Source organism: Micromonospora sp. CNZ295 (genome assembly GCF_004217535.1).
Genome location: NZ_SHKZ01000001.1, coordinates 6,420,970 through 6,439,791, shown reverse-complemented (window position 1 = coordinate 6,439,791; position 18,822 = coordinate 6,420,970). Strand labels below are relative to the sequence as shown.

Genomic DNA, 18,822 nt, shown 5'->3' with positions numbered 1-18,822 from the left:
TCCGCACCGAGTCCGGCCTGACCGCGCCGGAGTTCGCGGTGCTGCTCGCGTACGTCAAGATGGTCCTGGAGAAGGAGATCCTGACCGAGGGGTTGGCCGACGAGGAGTGGACGACCGAAATCATGGTCAACTACTTCCCGACCCCGATGCGGGAGCGGTTCGCCGACCGGATGGACCGGCACCGGCTGCGCCGGGACATCGTCACCACCGTGCTGGTCAACGAGGCGATCAACCGGGGCGGCATCTCGTTCGTCTTCCGGGTGGTCGAGGAGACCGCGGCCAGCGCGGCCGACGTGCTCCGGGCGTTCGTGGTGGTGCGCGAGGTGTTCGGGCTGCGCGAGGTCTGGGACGCCGTGGAGGCCCTGGACAACAAGGTCGCTCCCGAGTTGCAGACGGGCGTCTACCTGGACACCCGGCGGTTGCTGGACCGGGCGGTGCGGTGGCTGGTGACCAACCGCCGCTCGCCGATCGACGTGCCGGCGGAGATCGCCCGCCTGCGCGACGGGGTGGCCCGCCTCCTGCCGCAGATGGAGACCCTCTTCTACGGCAGTGAGCGGGAGGCCATCGCGGCGCACATCGAGTCGATGGCCGGCAAGGGGCTGCCGCGGGACCTGGCGCAGCGGACGGTCCGGCTGATGTACAGCTTCGGCCTGCTCGACGTGGTGGAGACGGCGAAGACCAGCGGCCGGGACGTGAACGAGGTGGCCTCGGTCTACTTCGTGCTCTCGGACCGGTTCCGGGTGGATTCGCTGCTGTCGAAGATCTCCCTGCTGCCGCGGGAGGACCGCTGGCAGACCCTGGCCCGGATGGCGTTGCGCTACGACCTGTACGCCGCGCTGGCCGCGCTCACCACCGAGGTGCTGTCCTCCACATCGGACACCCTGCCACCGGTCGAACGGGTGCAGCAGTGGGAACAGTCGAACGCCACCTCGATCCACCGCGCGCAGCGGGCGATGGGGGAGTTCGACGAGTCGCGTGCCGACCTGGCGGCCCTGTCGGTGCTGCTGCGCCAGATCCGTACGCTGGTGCGGACCTCCGCGGCGGCCTGACGCCGCACGGCCCGGCGGTCGGCGATCCGACCGCCGGGCCGCGTCGCGTCGCGGTCACCCGGACCGGGTGGCGAAGACGACGATGTTGTCCGGGTAGCTGCCGGCGGCCTGGTCGAAGACGCCGCCGCAGGTCACCACCCGCAACCCCACCTGGTCGCTCGGGCCGTAGACCTCTTCGGCCGGGAAGGCGGTCTTCGGGTACGACTTCACCGAGTCGACGGTGTAGTCCACCTGCCGCCCGTCAGCCCGGATCACGCTGACCGTGTCGCCGGCCTGCAACGCGCCGAGCGAGAAGAAGACGGCGGGGCCCATCGCCGCCGAGTCGACGTGCCCGACGATGACCGTGTTGCCCACCTCGCCCGGCCCGGCTCCCGGCTCGTACCAGCCGGCCAGATGCGCCTGCTCGAGCGGGGGCACCTCGACCGTCCCGTCCGGGTTGACCCCGAGCTTCATGATCGACGCGTCGACGCCGATCCGGGGGATGACGATCCGGGTGGCGGCCGAACGGGGCAGGCCGGAGGGGGTCGGGTCGGTCGCGACGTCCGGGTCGCCCTCGCCGGGCAGGTCGGCCTCCGCGGGACGGGTGGCCTCCGGCCCGCCCTGGGCGAGAGGCTGCGGGGGCCGGGGAGCGGGCGCGGTCTTCAGGGAGGCCCCGACCAGGCCCGAGCCCACCATGGCGAGGAGGACGACGACGGCCGCGCCGACGGCGCGCCACGGTATCCCGTGACGGCCGCCGGCCCGGATCGCCGTCACGTCAGACCAGCGAGGCATCGGTCCGACGCCGGAGCAGCACCAGCCCGCCCAGGGCGGCCGCACCGAGCAGGCTCGCCCCGCCGGTGGCCAGGTTCCGGTCGACGCCGGTGCTCATGCCACCGTCGCCACCGTCGACCCCGCCGCGCGGCAGCACGACGAGCTTGCCCTCGCCGCAGGAGCCCTTGAGCTTGTACGTGCCCGGCTTGGCGTTCCAGTCGACCTCGGCCTCGCCGTAGTAGACGAAGTCCCGCTTGTGCTCCCAGCGGTCCTTGCCGTGGTCGTCCGACTTCCGGTCCTTGCCGTGGTCGTCGGACTTCCGGTCCTTGCCGGACCAGTCGCCCTTCTCGTCCTCGTGGCCCTTCCAGTCGCCGTCCTCGGAGTCGTACCCGTCGTGGCCCTTGGACTTGTCGTCCTCGTGGCCCTTCCGGTCGCCGTCCTCGGAGTCGTGCCGGTCGTGGTCCTTCGAGTCACGGCCACCCTCCGCGTCCTGGCCGTGCTCGTAGCCCTTCCAGTCCTTGCGGTCCTTCTCCTCGTCGCCCGCGTCGGCGGCGCCGCCGCCCTGGCCGTACGACTGCTCGCCGTCGGGCGCGGCCGGCTGCGTGGTGACGGTCTCGGTCGGCTCCGGCTTCGGGTCGTGCTTGCCGTGGCCCTTGTCGTCCTTCCAGTCGTCCTTGTGGTCGCGGCCCTTGTCGTCCTTGCCGTCCTTGCCGTGGCCCTTGTCGTCCTTCCAGTCGTCCTTGTGGTCGCGGCCCTTGTCCTTGCCGTGCTTGCCGTCCTTGCCGTCCTCCCGCCAGTCACCGTGGCCGTCCTTGACCGGCTTGAGCTTCACCTTGCCGGTCACCTTCGACCAGACGAACGCGTGCTCCTGCGGGTCCTCGCAGACCTGCAGCAGCTTGACCTCGTGGCCGGCCTTCACGACGTGCGGCTTGGCGAAGACCTTGCCCTCATCCCCGTGGTGGCCGTCCGCGAACGCGATCCCCGGCGTGAACACGAGAAGGGACGCGCCACCGAGGGCCGCGCCCGCGACGACCTTCCCGAGCATCTTGTTTGCCATGACCTGCGTCACTCCATCCCTCTTGTCCTGGGCTCGGCGACAACCGAGCTAGGACCGACGTTAGACCGTTTCGCGCCTTATGAAGGGAAACATTCGTGTTTTGAACTTTGCTGAGTAACGGGGCGTTAGGCCTGGTAGACGTGCCTTCCGGCCGTACCGCGCCGGTCCTGCGCCGCTGGGGGATTCGGCCGTGGCGCCTCGGGTCCGGGCCGGGCCGTCGCCGCGCTGGGGACGCCGCTCGCCGCCGCCCGGCGGGAGCCGTCTCAGGTCGGGGGCGAAGTCCGGATGACATCGGGGCATTGCTATGGAAGCGCTCCCATGCAAGAATCGGCGGAACGCGGGGAGCCACGCACCGCGTATCGGCAGGGAGTCGAGGGCATCCGGTCCGCCGGGCGACCATCCCGCCGGCCGACCGGCGTAGCGCTCACCGGTCCGGCACACACCACCACCGCCCGTCCGGGTCGGGCACCCCCCCCCGAAATTCCCGCTGGCACCGGTCGGCCGTCCCGCCCCGGACGCCAACCGGGCCGTTCCCCGGGCCGCTCGCGGACCCGGTCTCGCCCAAGGAGATCTGTGGCATGAATGTGTGGAGAAGGCTCTCCGGCCCACGCCGGGCCCTCGCGCTCACCGGCGCGGGCGCCCTGGTGGCGGGCGGGTTGGTGACGCTACCGGTCACCATGGCCCACGCCGCGACGCAGTGCGAGGTGTCGTACACGACCAACGACTGGCCGGGTGGGTTCACCGCAAACATCACCATCAGGAACATCGGTGACGCCCTCAACGGCTGGACGCTCGGCTTCACCTTCCCGAACAGCAGCCAGCGCGTCGTGCAGGGCTGGTCGGCCCGGTACACCCAGTCCGGTCAGAACGTCACCGCGCAGAACGAGTCGTACAACGGCTCGGTGGCCAGTGGCGCGACCGTGAGCATCGGCTTCAACGGCTCGTGGAGCGGCAGCAACCCGAAGCCGACGTCGTTCACCCTCAACGGGGTGACCTGCAACGGCGGTGGCGGGCCCACCACCCCGCCGCCCAGCACCCCGCCGCCGACGACCCCGCCCCCCACCACCCCGCCGCCGACCACGCCGCCGCCGACGACCCCGCCGCCCGGTGGGCCTCGGGTCGACAACCCGTACCTGAACGCCCGCGGCTACGTGAACCCGGAGTGGAAGGCCAAGGCCGAGTCGGTGCCCGGCGGCAACCGGGTCTCGAACACCCCGACCGCCGTCTGGCTGGACCGGATCGCCGCCATCAACGGCACCCCGGACAGCAGCTCGAACGGCGCGATGGGCCTGCGTGACCACCTCGACGAGGCCCTGCGGCAGAACGCGAACTACATCCAGATCGTGATCTACAACCTGCCCGGCCGGGACTGCTCGGCGCTCGCCTCCAACGGTGAGCTGAAGCCGGACGAGCTGCCCCGCTACAAGGCCGAGTACATCGACCCGATCGCGGCGATCCAGGGCGACGCGAAGTACCGCAACCTGCGGATCATCAACATCATCGAGATCGACTCGCTGCCGAACCTGGTGACCAACACCTCCGGCAACCCGGGCGGAACGGCCACGTGCGACACGGTCAAGGCCAACGGCGCCTACGTCAACGGTGTCGGCTACGCCCTGGCCAAGCTGGGCGCGATCCCGAACGTCTACAACTACATCGACGCGGCGCACCACGGCTGGATCGGCTGGGACAGCAACTTCGGCCCGACCGCCCAGATCCTGAAGGACGCCGCCGTGGCCTCCGGCAGCACCGTGGCCAACGTGCACGGCTTCATCGTCAACACCGCCAACTACTCCGCGCTGCAGGAGCCGTACGTCAAGATCACCGACAACGTCAACGGCACCAGCGTGCGGCAGTCCAAGTGGATCGACTGGAACCAGTACGTCGACGAGTTGTCCTTCGCCCAGGCGTTCCGGCAGGAACTCGTCCGGCGGGGCTTCGACTCGAACATCGGCATGCTGATCGACACCTCCCGCAACGGCTGGGGTGGCAGCGCCCGGCCGACCGGCCCCGGCCCGTCGACCAGCGTTGACGCGTACGTCGACGGTGGCCGGGTCGATCGCCGGATCCACTCCGGCAACTGGTGCAACCAGGCCGGCGCGGGTCTGGGCGAGCGGCCGAAGGCCGCGCCGGAGCCCGGCATCGACGCCTACGTCTGGGTGAAGCCCCCGGGCGAGTCGGACGGCTCCAGCCGGGAGATCCCGAACAACGAGGGCAAGGGCTTCGACCGGATGTGCGACCCGACGTACACCGGCAACGAGCGCAACGGCAACAACCCGAGCGGTGCCCTGCCCGACGCGCCGATCTCCGGGGCCTGGTTCCCGGCGCAGTTCCAGCAGCTGATGCAGAACGCGTACCCGCCGCTGTCCTGAATCCGGCGCCCACCCGCCGTACGGAGTAGGTGAGGCGCTCCGGCGGCAGGTTCCCCGGGCCCCTGGTCCGACCGCAACTGGTCGGGCCAGGGGCCCCTCCTGTCGCCGGAGCGCCGCGCCGGCCGCGCTCAGGGGACCGTACGCTCGATCGCCGCCTGGCCGAGCTCAACCAGGTCCCGGCGGGCCTTTTCGAGGTTCTCCGGCGTCATGTCCTGCCCCCGTGCCGCCACCAGGTCCTCCGGCTCCCACGGCTGCTCGGCGCCGGTCCGGATGTTGTCCGGCGCGGCCCCGGTGCCGGTTCCGGTCGCACCCGTGCCGGCGGCGTACGGGTCGCCGATCAGGTCGTCCGGCCCGCCGCCCCCGATGGGACGCTCACCGGGCGTGGTGAAGGACGGGGTGTCCCGGTCGGCGCCGCCGCCGGTCATCAGCTGGGGGACGCCGGTGTCGTCCTCGACCGCCGCGGCCACCTCGGGGCTCTCCTCCAGCGGTCGGTCCCGGTCACGATCGGTCATGGTGTCGGCCTCCTGTCCGCACGCGCGTTCGCTACCTCCTCGCGTACCCCGTGCGGCGGACGCCATGCGCCGCCGGGCCGGGCCGCCACATCCGGAGGTGGATCCGGGCCGCCCGGCGCCCCGTCCACCGGCGGAAGGCTGCCCGGCAGACCCGTCGGCGCGCTGTTCCGCACCGGAAGCTCCCCGGACGCTCCGGAGCGGGTGCCCACTGGGCACCCGCTCCGGCGTTCCCACTCAGCGGCCGAGCACCCGGTCGAGGAAGTCGCGGTACTGGCGGACCGCCACGCGCAACTGCTCGGTGTCGGTCCCGTCGCCGTCCTGCCAGGCCCCGAGCTTCTGCTTCTGCGCTGTCAGCGCCGAGGCGAGCGCCTGGATCGCCTCGTCCACCAGCGCCTGCGCCTGACCGGCCGCGGCCCGCGGGTCGTCGACGAAGCGCAGCTGCACGTCCCGCCACCGGTCCCGGAAGTCCTGCGCGGCACCCGGGTCGAACAGCGCCGCCGGCCCGGCGGCGACCGTGGAACCGGCCGGCCGCGCGGTGCCGGCCGCCTCCAGCGAGCCACCCGCTCCGGTGGCGGCGGTTCCGGCCAGCGCGGGGTCGGCGTCCGGGGCGGCCGCGTCCGGGTCGACCATGGTCGGCGACGCGCTGCCGTACCCGGCCGCCGCGGCGTCCGCGTCGCCGGCCGCGGCGGTCAGGTCGGCCCGCCGCTCCGGTCCTCCGTCGGTCGCGTCCGCCGGGACCACCGTGGTCGCTTCCGCTTCCTCGGGGCCGCCCGCCCGCTCCGCACGCCGCTCCCGCCAGGCCGGGCCGCCGCGGAGCTCGGCGGTGGGGTCCGCGCGCCAGCCCTCCCGTTCGCCGCCGGCGCCGTCGCCGGGCCGGGCGGTCGATTCGGTACGCGGGTCCACCTCGTCCTCCGGCCGCCCGCTGGCCAGGGCGGAGGCGGCGACCGCCCCGCCCACGGTGGTGGCGCCGAAGGCGGTCGGCACCGGACCGGGCTCGTGGAACTCGGGACGCTCGTCCGAGGCGTCCGACCGCCCCTCGTCGGAGCGGTCCCCGTCGTCGCCGGTGTCCTGGTCGTCGGCCACCCGGGGATCGTCGAAGGTGCCCCGGTCCTCGATGGCGTCCTCGGGCACGTCCGTCCGGTCGGCCCTGTCTGCCTTGTCTGCCGTGTCATCCGGGGCCGGAACCGGCACGGGTGCCGACCGCACGGCCTCCGGGTGGTCGCTGCCCGCCTGCTGCTCGTCCTGGCGCATGGTGGTCTCCTCAGCGGCTCGTCACGTCTGGGCGCTCGGGGTTGCGCTGCTCGGGCGTACGGTGCCCGGCCGGCTGGTCGGCCGGGGCGTGTCCGTCCGGCTGGTCGGTGGTGGCGTGGTGCCCGTCCGGCTGGTCGGTGGTGGTGTGGTGCCCGTCCGGCTGGTCGGTCGTGGTGTGGTGCCCGTCCGGCTCGCCGGTGGCGTGGTGCGCGACGGGCTCCTCGCCGAGCAGGTCGGCGAAGAGGGCGCGGTAGTGGACGACCGCCTGGCGGAGGTCCTCGGTGCTCGCCTCGCCCCGCGAGTTGCGCAGGTGGATCTCGTGGGCGTCGCGGTAGTGGATCAGGGTGCGGGCGTGCTCGACGGAGAGGTGGGCGATCTGGTCGTCGAAGTCCCCGGTCGGGTAGCCGCGTTCGGCGATGAGCCGGGTGACCAGTTCGTCCGCGTCGCCGACGGTCGCACCGGGCGAGTCGACGAAGCGGACCTGAAGCTCCTCCCAGGCGGCGGCGTACCGGGCCCGGGACTCGGGGGAGAGGGGGGTGAGGGTCAGTTCGGCGTGCCGGCGCTCCCGGTCGCGCAGTTCCCGCTCGGCGGCCGTGCGGCTGTCCTGCTCCGCGACGACCCGGTCGTATTCGGGGCCGAACCGGGACCGCAGCTCCCGGCGACGGGCGTACGCCCAGCCCGCCGCGGCCAGGGCCGCGATCACCAGTACGACGAGGACTATGACGATTACCTGCGTGGGCGACATGGCTCCTCCTTCGCCCACCGGTATTCCCTCACCCTGCTGCTCGCCAATCCCCATCCGGGGCACTTTCCTCGCCGACGGTGAAAAGCTCCCCGGAACGGATGCGGGTTCCACCGGGTGCGCCCGGTTTGGTCGCATTTCCGGGCGGAACTCCGCGACCCGCCGGCCGTCGATGGCCGAGACCCGGATCCGGCCCGGGCCGAGTGTCGGGTTACCGCCTCGGCGCCACCTCCCGATGCGCTCGTGGTAGTGCAACCCGCGCTGATTACGTATCCTGCCCAAGGCGTCCGTCGATGACGTCCCGGCGCCGCGGCCGGGCGCGCTCCGCCGGGCGCTGCCCGGCTGGCGCCGGCACCCCCGCAGCCACACCTTCCGGGCGAGGTCTTGAGTGAACACCCGCGACTGGCCGATCCGCTCCAAACTGACCGCACTGGTCGTGGTGCCGGTGAGTGCCCTGCTCGCGCTCTGGATCTTCGCCACCACGCTCGCCTTCGGGCCCGCGCTCGACCTGCTCTCCGCCCGGACGCTCCTGTACGACCTCGGCCGCCCCGGTGAGGCGGTCGTGGCCGAGCTGCAACGCGAGCGGCGACTCTCCGTCGTCCATCTGTCGACCGAGCGCGACCAGCCCGGTCTCGCCGAGCAGCGGGAGCGCACCGACCGGGCGGTCGCCGAGCTGCGCCGCCGGGTCGCCGGCGAGGACCTGCGGGACGCGGCCGGCAACCTGCTGGACGCCCGCCTCGACCAGCTCGTCGCCGCGCTGGACGTGTTGCCGGCCGGTCGCGAGTTCATCGACCGCCGCGAGGTGGACCGGGCCGGCGCGGTGGGTCTCTACAGCGGCATGATCTCGTCGGCGTTCCAGGCCTTCGCGGCGATGGCGGCGCTGCCCGACCCGGAGCTCAACCGGCAGGCGCTGGCGGTGACCGGGATCGGCCGCTCCCGTGAACTGCTCGGCCAGACCGACGCGCTGCTGGCCGGTGTGTTCGCCTCCGGCGAGTTCGCCGAGGGCGAGCACACGCAGCTCGTGCAGACCATCGCCAACCAGCGGTTCCTCGCCGAGGCCGCGGTGGCCGACCTACCCGAGGCGGACCGGGCCGCGTACCAGCGGTTGACCGAGCGGTCGGAGTTCACCCGGCTGCGCAACATGCAGAACCTCCTGATCGCAACCGGCGGGAGCAGCCCGCTGGTCGACGCGGACGCCTGGTTGGCCGACTACGAGGCGGTCCAGCAGCTGCTGCGGGAGTACGAGCTGGAGCAGGCCGACGGCCTGGCCGAACGGTCGGTGCCCACGGCCGTACGCATCCTGGTGCGGCTCGCGGTCGCCGGGCTGCTGGGCCTGATCGCCGTGGTGGTCTCCCTGATCGTGGCCCTGCGGGTCGGCCGCTCCCTCGCGGGCCGGCTCGTGCGGGTGCGCACCGTGCTCGAGCGCGCGGAGCGCCGGCTGCCCGAGGTGGTGGCGCGGATGCGGCGCGGCGAGGAGGTGGACGTCACCCGGGAGGCACCGTCGCTGGACTACGGCACCGACGAGATCGGCCAGGTGGGCCGCGCGTTCACCTCGGTGCAGCGGACCGCCATCCGGGCCGCCGAGGCCGAGGTGAACCTGCGCCGGGGCCTGAACGAGGTGTTCCTCAACATCGCCCGGCGCAGCCAGGGGCTGGTGCACCGCCAGCTCGCCCTGCTCGACCGGATGGAGCGCGGCACCGAGGACCCGGACGAGCTGGCCGAGCTGTTCCGGGTCGACCACCTCGCGACCCGGCTGCGCCGGCACGCGGAGGACCTGGTGATCCTGGCCGGCGCGGCGCCGGGCCGGGGCTGGCGCAACCCGGTCGCGATGGTGGACCTGATCCGGGGGGCGATCTCCGAGGTCGAGGCGTACGACCGGGTGGACATCGGCCGCGTGCGGCCGGCGGGCGTCCTCGGCCGGGCCGTGGGCGACCTCATCCACCTGCTCGCCGAGCTGATCGAGAACGCGACCGCGTTCTCGCCGCCGGACACGCGGGTCCGGGTCAGCGGGGAGCGGGTGGCCAACGGGTACGCCCTGGAGGTCACCGACGGGGGGCTCGGCATGTCCGCCGAGGCGCTGGAGGACGCCAACGCCCGCCTGGCCTCGTCGCCCGAGTTCGACCCGACCCAGACCGCCCGGCTGGGGCTGTTCGTGGTGGCCCGGCTGGCCGCCCGGCACGGGGTGCGCGTCCGGCTGCGCCCGGCCGACGGCGCCGGGCTGACCGCGGTGGTGCTGGTCCCTGACGAGCTGGTCACCGAGGAGCCGTCGCTGTCTCCGGTGGGGGACCGGACCGGCGACCGGATGCCCCGGCCGGCCCGGCGGGAGGCGCTGCCCCGGCCGCGCACACCTCAGGTCTCCGAGCCAGATCCGTCCGGTCCGGCCCGCACCGGCGTGGCCGAGGTCGCTGGCGGGCCGAGCCGGGTCGAGGTGGCCGGTGAGATCGACGGGCTGCCCCGCCGGGTCCGTCGCCGTGGCCCGGCGCCCGCACCCCGGACCCCGGCCCGGGCCACCGGCGCTCCGGTGCCGGACGCGACGGCCACGGAAGGGGTGGGGAGGTCCGTCCGGCCCGGCGGCCCGGACGCGCCGACCGCGGACGGGCCCGAGGCGGCCGGTACGGCCCCTGCGTCCGGGCCGGACAGCGGACCGAGCGCCGGCTCCGGGCAGCTCGACGAGCCGACCGTCGAGGTCCGCCGGCCCGGGTGGCCGGCACTGGACGGGCCGACGCTGCGGCAGCCCGTCGTGCGCGGTGGCGCCTGGCGGCCGCCCTCGGCCGACCCGACGCCCCGGTCGCCGGAGGAGGCCCGCCGGGTCCTGTCGGCGTTGCAGGCCGGCACGGCGCGGGGTCGCCGTGCCGCGGCCGATCCCCGGGTCCGCGGGGGCGACGGCGCGGCGGCCTCCGCCGCGCCGCCGGCCACGACCGCCGCCGACGCCCCACCGGGCACCTCGGCGGGCGCGCCGGCCAGGAACGCCGCACCGGGCGCGCCGGCCGCCTCGGCACCGGGTGCACCGCCGGCTCCGGGCGGGCCCGCCGAGCGGCCGGTTCCGGGCCCACCGCGACCGCGGGCCGGCCGATCGCCGGACGGAGCGGTTGATTCCCCGGCCGATCCTGACCTCCTGACCGCGACTGAGAGGGACGCGTGATGCTGCATTCGACGAGGCAGAGTGCCGATCTCGACTGGTTGCTCGACGAGTTGGTGGAGCGGCTGCCCGCCGCCCGGCAGGCGGTGGTGCTCTCCGCGGACGGGCTGCTGCTCGGTGCGTCCGCCGGCCAGGAGCGGGCCGACGCGGAGCACCTGTGCGCCCTGGCCGCCGGCTTCGCCAGCCTGGCCCGGGGCACCAGCCGGCACGTGGACGGCGGCCCGGTCCGGCAGACGGTCGTCGAGATGGAGGCGGCGTACCTCTTCGTGACCGCGGCCGGTCAGGGCGCCTGCCTGGCCGTGGTGAGCGACGTCGACGCCGACATCGGGCTGGTGGCGTACGAGATGGCGATGCTGGTGACCCGGGTCGGGGAGACGATGAGCGTGCCGGCCCGGTCGACGGCGGGCGCCGGCGATGCGGGCTGAGGCGGGCGTGCCGCACGAGTGGCTGGACGACGACGCCGGGCCGGTGGTGCGCCCGTACACCCTCACCGGCGGCCGGGTCCGGTCCGCCGTCGACGGCTTCGACCTGGTCGCGTACGTGCTGGCCGAGCGGGACGCCGACCCGGCCGAGCACCCTGACCTGCACCCCGAGCACCGGCGGCTGGTGGCGCTCGCCGCCCGGCCGGTGCCGGTGGCCGAGCTGGCCGCCGACCTCGACCTGGCGGTCGGTGTCGTGCGCGTGCTGCTCGGCGATCTCGTGGACCGGGGCCTGGTGACGGTGCACCAGCCCCCGGCCGGTCCGTACCTGCCCGACAACGACATCCTCAAGGCGGTGGTCAGTGGACTCCGTGCGCTCTGACCTGGCGGGAACCAGCACCCGCATCCCGATCGCGCTGAAGATCCTCATCGCCGGGGGTTTCGGTGCGGGGAAGACGACGCTGGTGAGTGCGTTGAGCGAGGTCCGCCCCCTCCAGACGGAGGAGGTGCTGACCGGTGCCGGCATCGGCACCGACGACCTCTCCGGCGTGGAGACGAAGTCGACCACCACGGTGGCGATGGACTTCGGCCGGATCACCATCAACGACGACCTGCAGGTCTACCTGTTCGGTACCCCGGGGCAGGACCGCTTCTGGTTCCTCTGGGACGAGCTGGCCTTCGGGGCGCTCGGCGCGGTGGTGCTCGCCGACACCCGGCGGTTGGCCGACTGCTTCCCGTCGATCGACTACTTCGAACAGCGCGGCATCCCGTTCGTGGTGGGTGTCAACTGCTTCGAGGATGCCCGCCGGTTCGGCCTGGAGAGCGTACGCCAGGCCCTGGACCTGGATCCCGACGTGCCGCTGCTGCTCTGCGACGCGCGGGACCGGCAGTCCGGCAAGCAGGTGTTGATCGCGCTGGTCGAGCACGTGGCCCGCCAGCGCGGCGAGCCGGTGCCGGCGGCCTGAGCCGGGTCCGGCTCGGAATCCGGCATCGATTTCCGGCATGCGGGCACGGCGGACCGGGAAGCCTCTGGTTTGATCGGCGAGGAGACGGCGAGGGGCGGATCCGGTGACAGCTCAGGGGACGATCGTCCATATCGGCGGCTACACCGCGGAGACCGGCGGGCGGGGCGAGGGCATCGTCGCCGCCCGGCGGGATCCCGACTCGGGCGCGCTCACCCCGCTCGGCACCGTCGCGGTCACCCCCGCGCCGTCGTTCCTCGCCCGGCACCCGCGACTGCCCGTCCTGTACGCGGTCAACGAGCTGACCGACGGTGCGATCAGCGCCTTCCGGGTCGCGCCGGACGGGGCGCTGACCGCGCTCGCGACCCGGGCGACCGGCGGGGCCGAGCCGTGCCATCTCGCGGTCGCCGCCGACGGCGGGCACCTCTTCGTGGCCAACTACGGCGGTGGAAGCGTGACGGTGTTTCCGCTCGACGCGCAGGGCGTGCCCGGCGAGCGCAGCGACCTGGTCCGGCACGAGGGCCACGGCCCGGACCCGGAGCGGCAGGACGCGGCGCACGCCCACATGGTGAACCCGGGCCGGGACGGCGGTCCGCTGCTCGCGGTCGACCTCGGCACCGACTCGGTCTACCGGTACGACCTCGACGCCGGCTCCGGCCGGCTGGTGCCCCGGGCGCCACGGGTGCGCACGGCCGCCGGCACCGGTCCCCGGCACCTGGCGCGCCACCCGGACGGGCGGCGCTGCTGGCTCGTCGGCGAACTCGACGGTTCGGTCGTCGCGTACGAGGTGGCCGCCGACGGCGCCCTGCACCAGCGCGGCCGGGTGGAGGCCAGCGAGCGGCCGGGTCACGTGCAGCCCTCCGAGATCGCGGTCGGGCCGGACGGCCGTTTCCTCTACGTCGCCAACCGTGGGGTCGGCACGATCGCCGTCTTCGCCGTGGCGGACGTCCTCCCGGTGCAGGTCGCCGAGGTCGACACCGGTGGCGAGTGGCCGCGGCACTTCGCCCTCGGCGGGCCGCACCTGTATGTCGCGGACGAACGGGCGGACATGATCCGGGTCTTCCGGGTCGACCCGGCGACCGGTGTGCCGGCGCCGGTCGGTGAGCCGGTGATCGTCCCGAGTCCCACCTGCGTCCTGCTCTGAGACGCGGATCACAGCACGCCACGGGGCGACCTGACTACGCGCCGTAAAAAAACTGAGATCATCTGTTTCTTCTGCGTAACTTTCGGCCGAACGGACGTAGCAGTCCGGCGGCGGGATCCGCAAGATGGTCGCGTGTCTCCAGGCCGCCATCGCATGCGTTCGAACATCCATGCCGCCGGAGCCGCCGCAGCGGTCGGCGTGCTCGTCGTCACCGCCGGCGGGTACTTCGGCTACCGCCAGCTCGCCGGGCCGGACTGCTCCGGCAAGATCGAGCTGGCCGTCGCCGTGGCCTCCGAGCTCGCCCCGGCGGTCGACACCGCCGCGTCCGAGTGGGAGAAAGGGGGCGCCGCAGTCGGTGGCACCTGCATCGAGGTGAATGTCACCGCCACCGAACCGGTCGAGGTGGCCGCCACCGTGGCGGCCAAGCACGGCGCGATCCTGGCCGGGGTCGGGCAGGCCAGCGGCACGGCGGTCAGCCCGGACGTGTGGATCCCCGACTCGTCGACGTGGCTGCTGCGGTTGAAGACCGGCGGCGCGACCGCTTTCGACCCGGGCAACGGGGCGTCGATCGCCCGCAGCCCGGTGGTCGTGGCGATGCCCGAGCCGATCGCCGCCCGCTTCGGCTGGCCGGAGAAGAAGCTCACCTGGGCCACGCTCGTCGGCCAGGTCAACGGCAGCCGGCCGCTGAAGGCCGGCATCGTGAACCCGACCCGCGACGCGGCCGGCCTCTCCGGTCTGCTCTCGCTGACCACCGCCGCCGCGGCGGCCGGCAAGGACGCCACCGCGGCCCGGGTCGGTGCGTTGCGGGCGCTGTCGACCGGCAGCTCGAACCTGCGGCAGGACCTGCTCGCCAAGTTCCCGACCGCCACGGATCCCACCACGATCGCCCGCAGCCTCAACGCTGCGGCGCTGTCCGAGGAGGACGTGGTCTCGTACAACGCCAAGAAGCCGGCGGTGCCGCTGGCCGCGCTGTACCTGGAGCCGGCGGCCATGCCGCTCGACTACCCGTACGCGGTGCTGCCCGGCATCGAGCCGGCCAAGGCGTCGGCGGCGCGGGTGCTGTTCGAGGTGCTCACCACGCCCAGCTTCAAGGACCGACTGGCGCCGCTGTCGCTGCGCGCGCCGGACGGCAACTGGGGTGCCGGCTTCAGCGCGCCGCCCGGCGCGCCGAGCCCGGAGGCCGGCGGCGCGTCGGCCCAGCAGGCCGGCGGTGGGAACGCGGCCGGTGACCTGGATCCGCAGGCGGTGGACACCGCGGTCACCGGCTGGTCGGTCGCCACCCAGTCCGGTCGGATGCTCGCCATCATCGACGTCTCGGGTTCGATGAAGGAGCAGGTGGCGACCGCCAACGGCGCCACCCGGCTGGAGGTCACCGTCGACGCGGCCGGCCGCGGCCTCAACCTCTTCGACGACAGCTGGCAGATCGGCGTGTGGGAGTTCGCGACGAACCTCAACGGTGAGCGGGACTACCGGCGGCTGGTCGACATCGGTCCGCTGAGCACCCAGCGCAGCAAGATCGAGCAGGCGCTGAGCCGGGTCCAGCCGACCCGCGGCAACACCGGCCTGTTCGACACGATCCTCGCCGCGTACCAGGCGGTCCAGGAGGACTGGGACCCGGGCCAGGTCAACTCGATCGTGCTGTTCACCGACGGCAAGAACGAGGACGCCAACGGCATCAGCCAGCAGGAGCTCCTCAAGAAGCTGAAGCAGATCAGCGATCCTGAGCGGCCGGTGCAGGTGGTCCTGATCGGGATCGGGCGCGAGGTCAGCAAGGCCGAGCTGGAGTCGATCACCGACGTCACCGGCGGCGGCTCGTTCGTCACCGAGGACCCGACCAAGATCAGTGAGATCTTCCTCAAGGCGATCGCGCTGCGGAAGGCGGGTTCCTGAGCCTTGACTCAGGGGTGGGGCCTGTCGTCGACGGTGGATCCGGTACGACAGGCCCCGTTCCGGTTCCGGCCGGGCCGCGAAAACTGACGGTAATACGTCCGAAGCAATCGGTAGCCATAATTCTCGGGGCAGAATGTCGTCGTGCTCCGGGCGGCGACCGGGCCGACCCCGCCGGTTCCACCGGCGGGGCGGGAGGCGAAGTGGGGAGGGGCCGGTGAGTTCGGCGACGCTGTTGACTCCCGCCCGGGCGACGGCTGCCGCCGGCCACGTGTCCCGCCCGACGGCGCGCACCGCCGAACGGTCCTACATCCGGGCCCTGGTGGTGCTCGACACCGCGGTGCTGATCGTGGCCGTCCTGGTCGCGTACGTCGCCCGCTTCGGCGCCGAACCGCCGGCCGGCTCCGAGGTCCCGTACGTCCTGGTGGCCCCCGGCCTCGTGCTGGCCTGGCTGGTCTCGCTCAAGGCGCTCCGGTGCTACGACGACCGGGTGCTCGGCTACGGCGCCGACGAGTACCGGCGGGTGAGCTTGGCGAGCCTGCGGCTCGCCGGCGCCATCGCCATCGCCGGCTACGTCTTCGACATCGGCTTCTCCCGCGGTTTCCTCGGCATCTCCATCGCGGTCGGCACCCTCGGCCTGGAGGTGGCCCGGTTCGCCGCGCGCAAGCGGCTGCACCGGGCCCGTTCGCGGGGTACCGGCTGGTCCCGGAAGGTGCTCGTGGTCGGTGACACGGCGCACGTGCTGGAGTTGGTGCACACGCTGCGGCGCGAGCCGTACGCGGGCTACCAGGTGGTCGGGGCGTGCATCCCCGACGCGCTGCTCGCCCCGGTCCCGCAGCGGCTCGGTGACGTGCCCGTGGTCGGCTCGTTCCGCGGCATCCCCGAGGCCGCCACCGCCATCGGCGCGGACACCGTCGCGGTCACCGCGTCCGGGGAGCTGACCGCCACCCGGCTGCGCCGGCTCGGCTGGCAGTTGGAGGGCACCGGCGTCGACCTGGTGGTCGCTCCCGCCCTCACCGACGTCGCCGGCCCGCGCATCCACACCCGCCCGGTGGCGGGGCTGCCGCTGATCCACGTGGAGGCACCCGAGTTCCGGGGCGCCCGCAAGCTGGTGAAGGGCCTCGTCGACCGGTCGGCCGCGCTGCTCGCGCTGGCGCTGCTGCTGCCGTTGCTGGCCGTCATCGCGCTCGCCATCAAGGTGGACAGCCGGGGGCCGGTGCTGTTCCGCCAGACCCGGGTGGGGCAGGGTGGCCGCGAGTTCGGCGTCTGGAAGTTCCGCACGATGGTGGTCAACGCGGACGCCCTGCTGGCCGAGCTGTCGGCGCGCAACGAGACCGACGGCCTGATGTTCAAGATGCGCGACGACCCGCGGGTGACCCGGATCGGCAGGTTGCTGCGCAAGTGGTCGCTGGACGAGCTGCCCCAGTTGGTCAACGTCCTGCTCGGGCAGATGAGCCTGGTCGGCCCGCGCCCGCCGCTGCCGTCCGAGGTCGCCCGGTACGACGGCGACGTGGCCCGGCGGCTGCTGGTCAAGCCCGGCATGACCGGCCTCTGGCAGGTCAGCGGCCGGTCGGACCTGAGCTGGGAGGACGGCATCCGGCTCGACCTGTACTACGTGGAGAACTGGTCGCTCGCGGCCGACCTGACGATCCTGTGGAAGACGTTCGGCGCCGTGCTCAACAGCCGCGGCGCGTACTGAGCCCGGTCAGGGCCGGGGGCCGGTCCAGTCCAGGCAGACCACCACCGCGTCGTCCACCAGGTCGCCGGCGACGAAGGCACGCAGGTCGCCGATGAGCGAACGGACGGCGTCCAGCGGCTGCATCGGACCCGTCCGCCGCAGGAACCGGTCCAGCGCCGTCTCGCCGTACCGGGCGTCCCGGCCGGTGGCGTCGACCACACCGTCGCTCACCACGAAGAGCCGGTCCCCGCGGCGCAGCGCGAAGTGCTGCTCCCGGTAGTCGGTGTCCTCGAACATGCCGAGCGGGAACTGCCGGTCCAGCGGCTGGTCGTGGACCTCGCCGGCACGGAGCAGCAGCAGCCGGGGCGACCCGGCGTCGACCACCGTCAGTGCCCCGGAGCGCAGGTCGAGGTCCATCAGGAGCACGGCCAGGTGGCGCTCGCCCCGGTGCACCTCGTACACGGCCTGGTCGGCGAGCGCCGCCTGGTCGGCCAGGGACAGGCCCGCCCGCCGGGCGTTGCGCAGGGCGAACGTCGCGAGCGAGGTCAGCAACGCGGCGGTCACCCCGGTGCCGGACCCGTTGATCGTGGCCAGCCACAGCCGGTCGCCGTCGTCGGACCAGTCGAAACTGTCGCCGCGCACCGCGTACGCCGGCTCCAACTGTCCGGCCAGGCTGAACGCCGGGCGGACCCGACTGCGCCCCGGCAGCAGGTCCCACTGCATCTCGGCGGCGAGGGTGAGCCGGCGGGTGCGCCGGGCCACCCGGTAGACGTCGGTCCCCTCGGTGACGGCGGAGATCTCGTGCGCCAGCGCGGTGGCGATCTCCGTCAGCTCCGCGAGGACGGTCCCGTCGTCCGGCGCCGGCGACACCCGGAGCACCCCGCGACGCTCACCCCGCATGGAGACCGGCAGGTACGCGGAGCCGCCGGCGGCGATCGGGGTCTGGTGGTCGAAGCAGCGCCAGGCCGGATGCCCGGGGGTGGTGACGGCCTCCGCCTCGGCGACCGGCAGCAGCGCCGACAGTCGGTAGTCGACCTGGAACAGGTCCACCCGTTCGATCCCGTACGCCCGGCGCACCACGTCGGCGACCCGGTCCACGAGGAGATCGGCCGGCGCCTGGATGAGCGCCGCCCGTGCCCTGCTGACCGGTTCGCTCATGCCGGCACTTCACTTCGTTCCGGGCCGGCATGCGGCACCGACGCGCTGCGTTGATGATTCGCTCGCTGGCGCTCGCTCATGACCGCTCCTTGATCACCGGCCCGATCCCCTCGCGAGGCGGAGTACGCTCGGGCCCACCATGGTCGAAGTACAGGGTCCAGGGGGACCACAGCCGAGTATGGCTGCCGAGGTGGACGCGGCGGCGCGAGCCCTGCTGTCCGTCTGGGAGACGGCACGGGAGAACACCACCAGCCGGGTCTCCGGAGCGCAGCTACGGGTGATCATGGTGGTGGAGCAGCACGACGGGATCAACCTGCGCCGCCTCGCCAACCGTCTCGGCATGCTGCTCTCGTCGGCCAGTCGGCTCTGCGACCGCCTGGTGGCCGCCGGGATGCTGGAGCGCGAGCCGGGCCGCCTCGACCGGCGGGAGATCTCGCTGCACCTCACGGTGGAGTCGCGGCAGCTCCTCGCCGAGCTGCGCGAGCACCGGCGGCACCAGCTCACGGAGATCCTCGCCGGGATGAGCCCGGCGGGCCGGGAGGCGCTGCTGTGCGGGCTGCGCGAGTTCGACGAGGCGGCGCGCCTCCGGGCCGCCGCCGTCCCGTACGTCGAGCCCGCCGGCCCCCGGCCCGGTGCGGACGCCCGGGCGGAGCCCTCCGGCTGGGCGGCGGAGCCACCGGCCGTACGCTCGGCCTGAGCCCG

Annotated in this window: 13 protein-coding genes and 3 pseudogenes; 10 read left to right on the top strand and 6 right to left on the bottom strand. The window is 73.6% G+C overall.

The window, feature by feature from the left end; translation table 11 throughout:
• Positions 1-1,049, top strand: a pseudogene (locus EV376_RS30010) (NAD-glutamate dehydrogenase); the annotation flags it as partial.
• 54 nt (positions 1,050-1,103) lie between these two features.
• Here the strand turns inward: EV376_RS30010 and EV376_RS30005 are convergent.
• Both EV376_RS30005 and EV376_RS30000 read right to left on the bottom strand, forming a co-directional pair.
• Positions 1,104-1,802, bottom strand: a complete 699-nt coding sequence (locus EV376_RS30005; protein WP_130328934.1) for a class F sortase — start codon at positions 1,800-1,802, stop codon at positions 1,104-1,106.
• Position 1,803: 1 nt separating this feature from the next.
• Complete coding sequence (locus tag EV376_RS30000) at positions 1,804-2,856, bottom strand: putative sodium/potassium/calcium exchanger (RefSeq protein WP_130328461.1); 1,053 nt, start codon at positions 2,854-2,856, stop codon at positions 1,804-1,806.
• Positions 2,857-3,434: 578 nt separating this feature from the next.
• On the opposite strand from EV376_RS30000, the gene EV376_RS29995 reads away from it, so the two are divergent.
• Entirely contained in the window at positions 3,435-5,228 is a 1,794-nt protein-coding gene (locus tag EV376_RS29995; RefSeq protein ID WP_130328460.1) for a glycoside hydrolase family 6 protein, read from the top strand.
• Positions 5,229-5,356: 128 nt separating this feature from the next.
• Here the strand turns inward: EV376_RS29995 and EV376_RS29990 are convergent, their stop codons facing one another.
• The 3 genes and pseudogenes from EV376_RS29990 to EV376_RS29980 all read right to left on the bottom strand — a co-directional run.
• Positions 5,357-5,740, bottom strand: coding sequence for a hypothetical protein (locus tag EV376_RS29990; protein WP_130328459.1), 384 nt, complete (start codon positions 5,738-5,740; stop codon positions 5,357-5,359).
• Between the two features lie 234 nt (positions 5,741-5,974).
• Positions 5,975-6,991, bottom strand: a complete 1,017-nt coding sequence (locus tag EV376_RS29985) for a hypothetical protein (protein ID WP_130328458.1) — start codon at positions 6,989-6,991, stop codon at positions 5,975-5,977.
• Positions 6,992-7,154: 163 nt separating this feature from the next.
• A pseudogene (locus EV376_RS29980) lies at positions 7,155-7,736 on the bottom strand (hypothetical protein); the annotation flags it as partial.
• Positions 7,737-8,121: 385 nt separating this feature from the next.
• Between EV376_RS29980 and EV376_RS29975 the strand changes: the two are divergent.
• The 7 genes and pseudogenes from EV376_RS29975 to EV376_RS29945 form a co-directional block, all read left to right on the top strand.
• A pseudogene (locus EV376_RS29975) lies at positions 8,122-10,672 on the top strand (nitrate- and nitrite sensing domain-containing protein); the annotation flags it as partial.
• A gap of 199 nt (positions 10,673-10,871) precedes the next feature.
• Positions 10,872-11,297, top strand: coding sequence for a roadblock/LC7 domain-containing protein (locus EV376_RS29970; RefSeq protein ID WP_130328456.1), 426 nt, complete (start codon positions 10,872-10,874; stop codon positions 11,295-11,297).
• Positions 11,287-11,673, top strand: a complete 387-nt coding sequence (locus tag EV376_RS29965; protein ID WP_130328455.1) for a DUF742 domain-containing protein — start codon at positions 11,287-11,289, stop codon at positions 11,671-11,673. Before EV376_RS29970 ends, EV376_RS29965 begins: the two co-directional genes overlap by 11 nt.
• The gene (locus EV376_RS29960; protein ID WP_130328454.1) at positions 11,654-12,256 is read left to right on the top strand and encodes an ATP/GTP-binding protein; all 603 of its coding nucleotides are present in this window, start codon (positions 11,654-11,656) and stop codon (positions 12,254-12,256) included. Before EV376_RS29965 ends, EV376_RS29960 begins: the two co-directional genes overlap by 20 nt.
• 103 nt (positions 12,257-12,359) lie before the next feature.
• Entirely contained in the window at positions 12,360-13,397 is a 1,038-nt protein-coding gene (locus EV376_RS29955) for a lactonase family protein (protein ID WP_130328453.1), read from the top strand.
• 132 nt (positions 13,398-13,529) lie between these two features.
• Positions 13,530-15,287 (top strand): VWA domain-containing protein, encoded by a 1,758-nt coding sequence (locus EV376_RS29950; RefSeq protein WP_130328452.1) that lies wholly within the window; start codon positions 13,530-13,532, stop codon positions 15,285-15,287.
• Positions 15,288-15,501: 214 nt separating this feature from the next.
• Entirely contained in the window at positions 15,502-16,983 is a 1,482-nt protein-coding gene (locus EV376_RS29945; protein WP_130328451.1) for a sugar transferase, read from the top strand.
• Positions 16,984-16,989: 6 nt separating this feature from the next.
• Here the strand turns inward: EV376_RS29945 and EV376_RS29940 are convergent, their stop codons facing one another.
• Positions 16,990-18,120: a PP2C family protein-serine/threonine phosphatase gene (locus tag EV376_RS29940; protein WP_130328450.1), complete on the bottom strand. Its 1,131-nt coding sequence runs from the start codon at positions 18,118-18,120 to the stop codon at positions 16,990-16,992.
• Between the two features lie 178 nt (positions 18,121-18,298).
• Here EV376_RS29940 and EV376_RS29935 point away from each other — a divergent pair, with 178 nt between their 5' ends.
• Positions 18,299-18,817 carry a MarR family transcriptional regulator gene (locus tag EV376_RS29935; RefSeq protein WP_130328449.1) on the top strand — a complete coding sequence of 173 codons (519 nt, stop codon included), beginning with the start codon at positions 18,299-18,301 and terminating at the stop codon, positions 18,815-18,817.
• Positions 18,818-18,822 lie beyond the last annotated feature (5 nt).

Bases quoted from the DNA above. Each gene is read 5' to 3' on its own strand.
- EV376_RS29935 (WP_130328449.1), top strand. From the start codon at position 18,299: ATGGCTGCCGAGGTGGACGCGGCGGCGCGAGCCCTGCTGTCCGTCTGG.
- EV376_RS29995 (WP_130328460.1), top strand. From the start codon at position 3,435: ATGAATGTGTGGAGAAGGCTCTCCGGCCCACGCCGGGCCCTCGCGCTC.
- EV376_RS29965 (WP_130328455.1), top strand. From the start codon at position 11,287: ATGCGGGCTGAGGCGGGCGTGCCGCACGAGTGGCTGGACGACGACGCC.
- EV376_RS29940 (WP_130328450.1), bottom strand. From the start codon at position 18,120: ATGAGCGAACCGGTCAGCAGGGCACGGGCGGCGCTCATCCAGGCGCCG.
- EV376_RS29990 (WP_130328459.1), bottom strand. From the start codon at position 5,740: ATGACCGATCGTGACCGGGACCGACCGCTGGAGGAGAGCCCCGAGGTG.
- EV376_RS30000 (WP_130328461.1), bottom strand. From the start codon at position 2,856: ATGGCAAACAAGATGCTCGGGAAGGTCGTCGCGGGCGCGGCCCTCGGT.
- EV376_RS29985 (WP_130328458.1), bottom strand. From the start codon at position 6,991: ATGCGCCAGGACGAGCAGCAGGCGGGCAGCGACCACCCGGAGGCCGTG.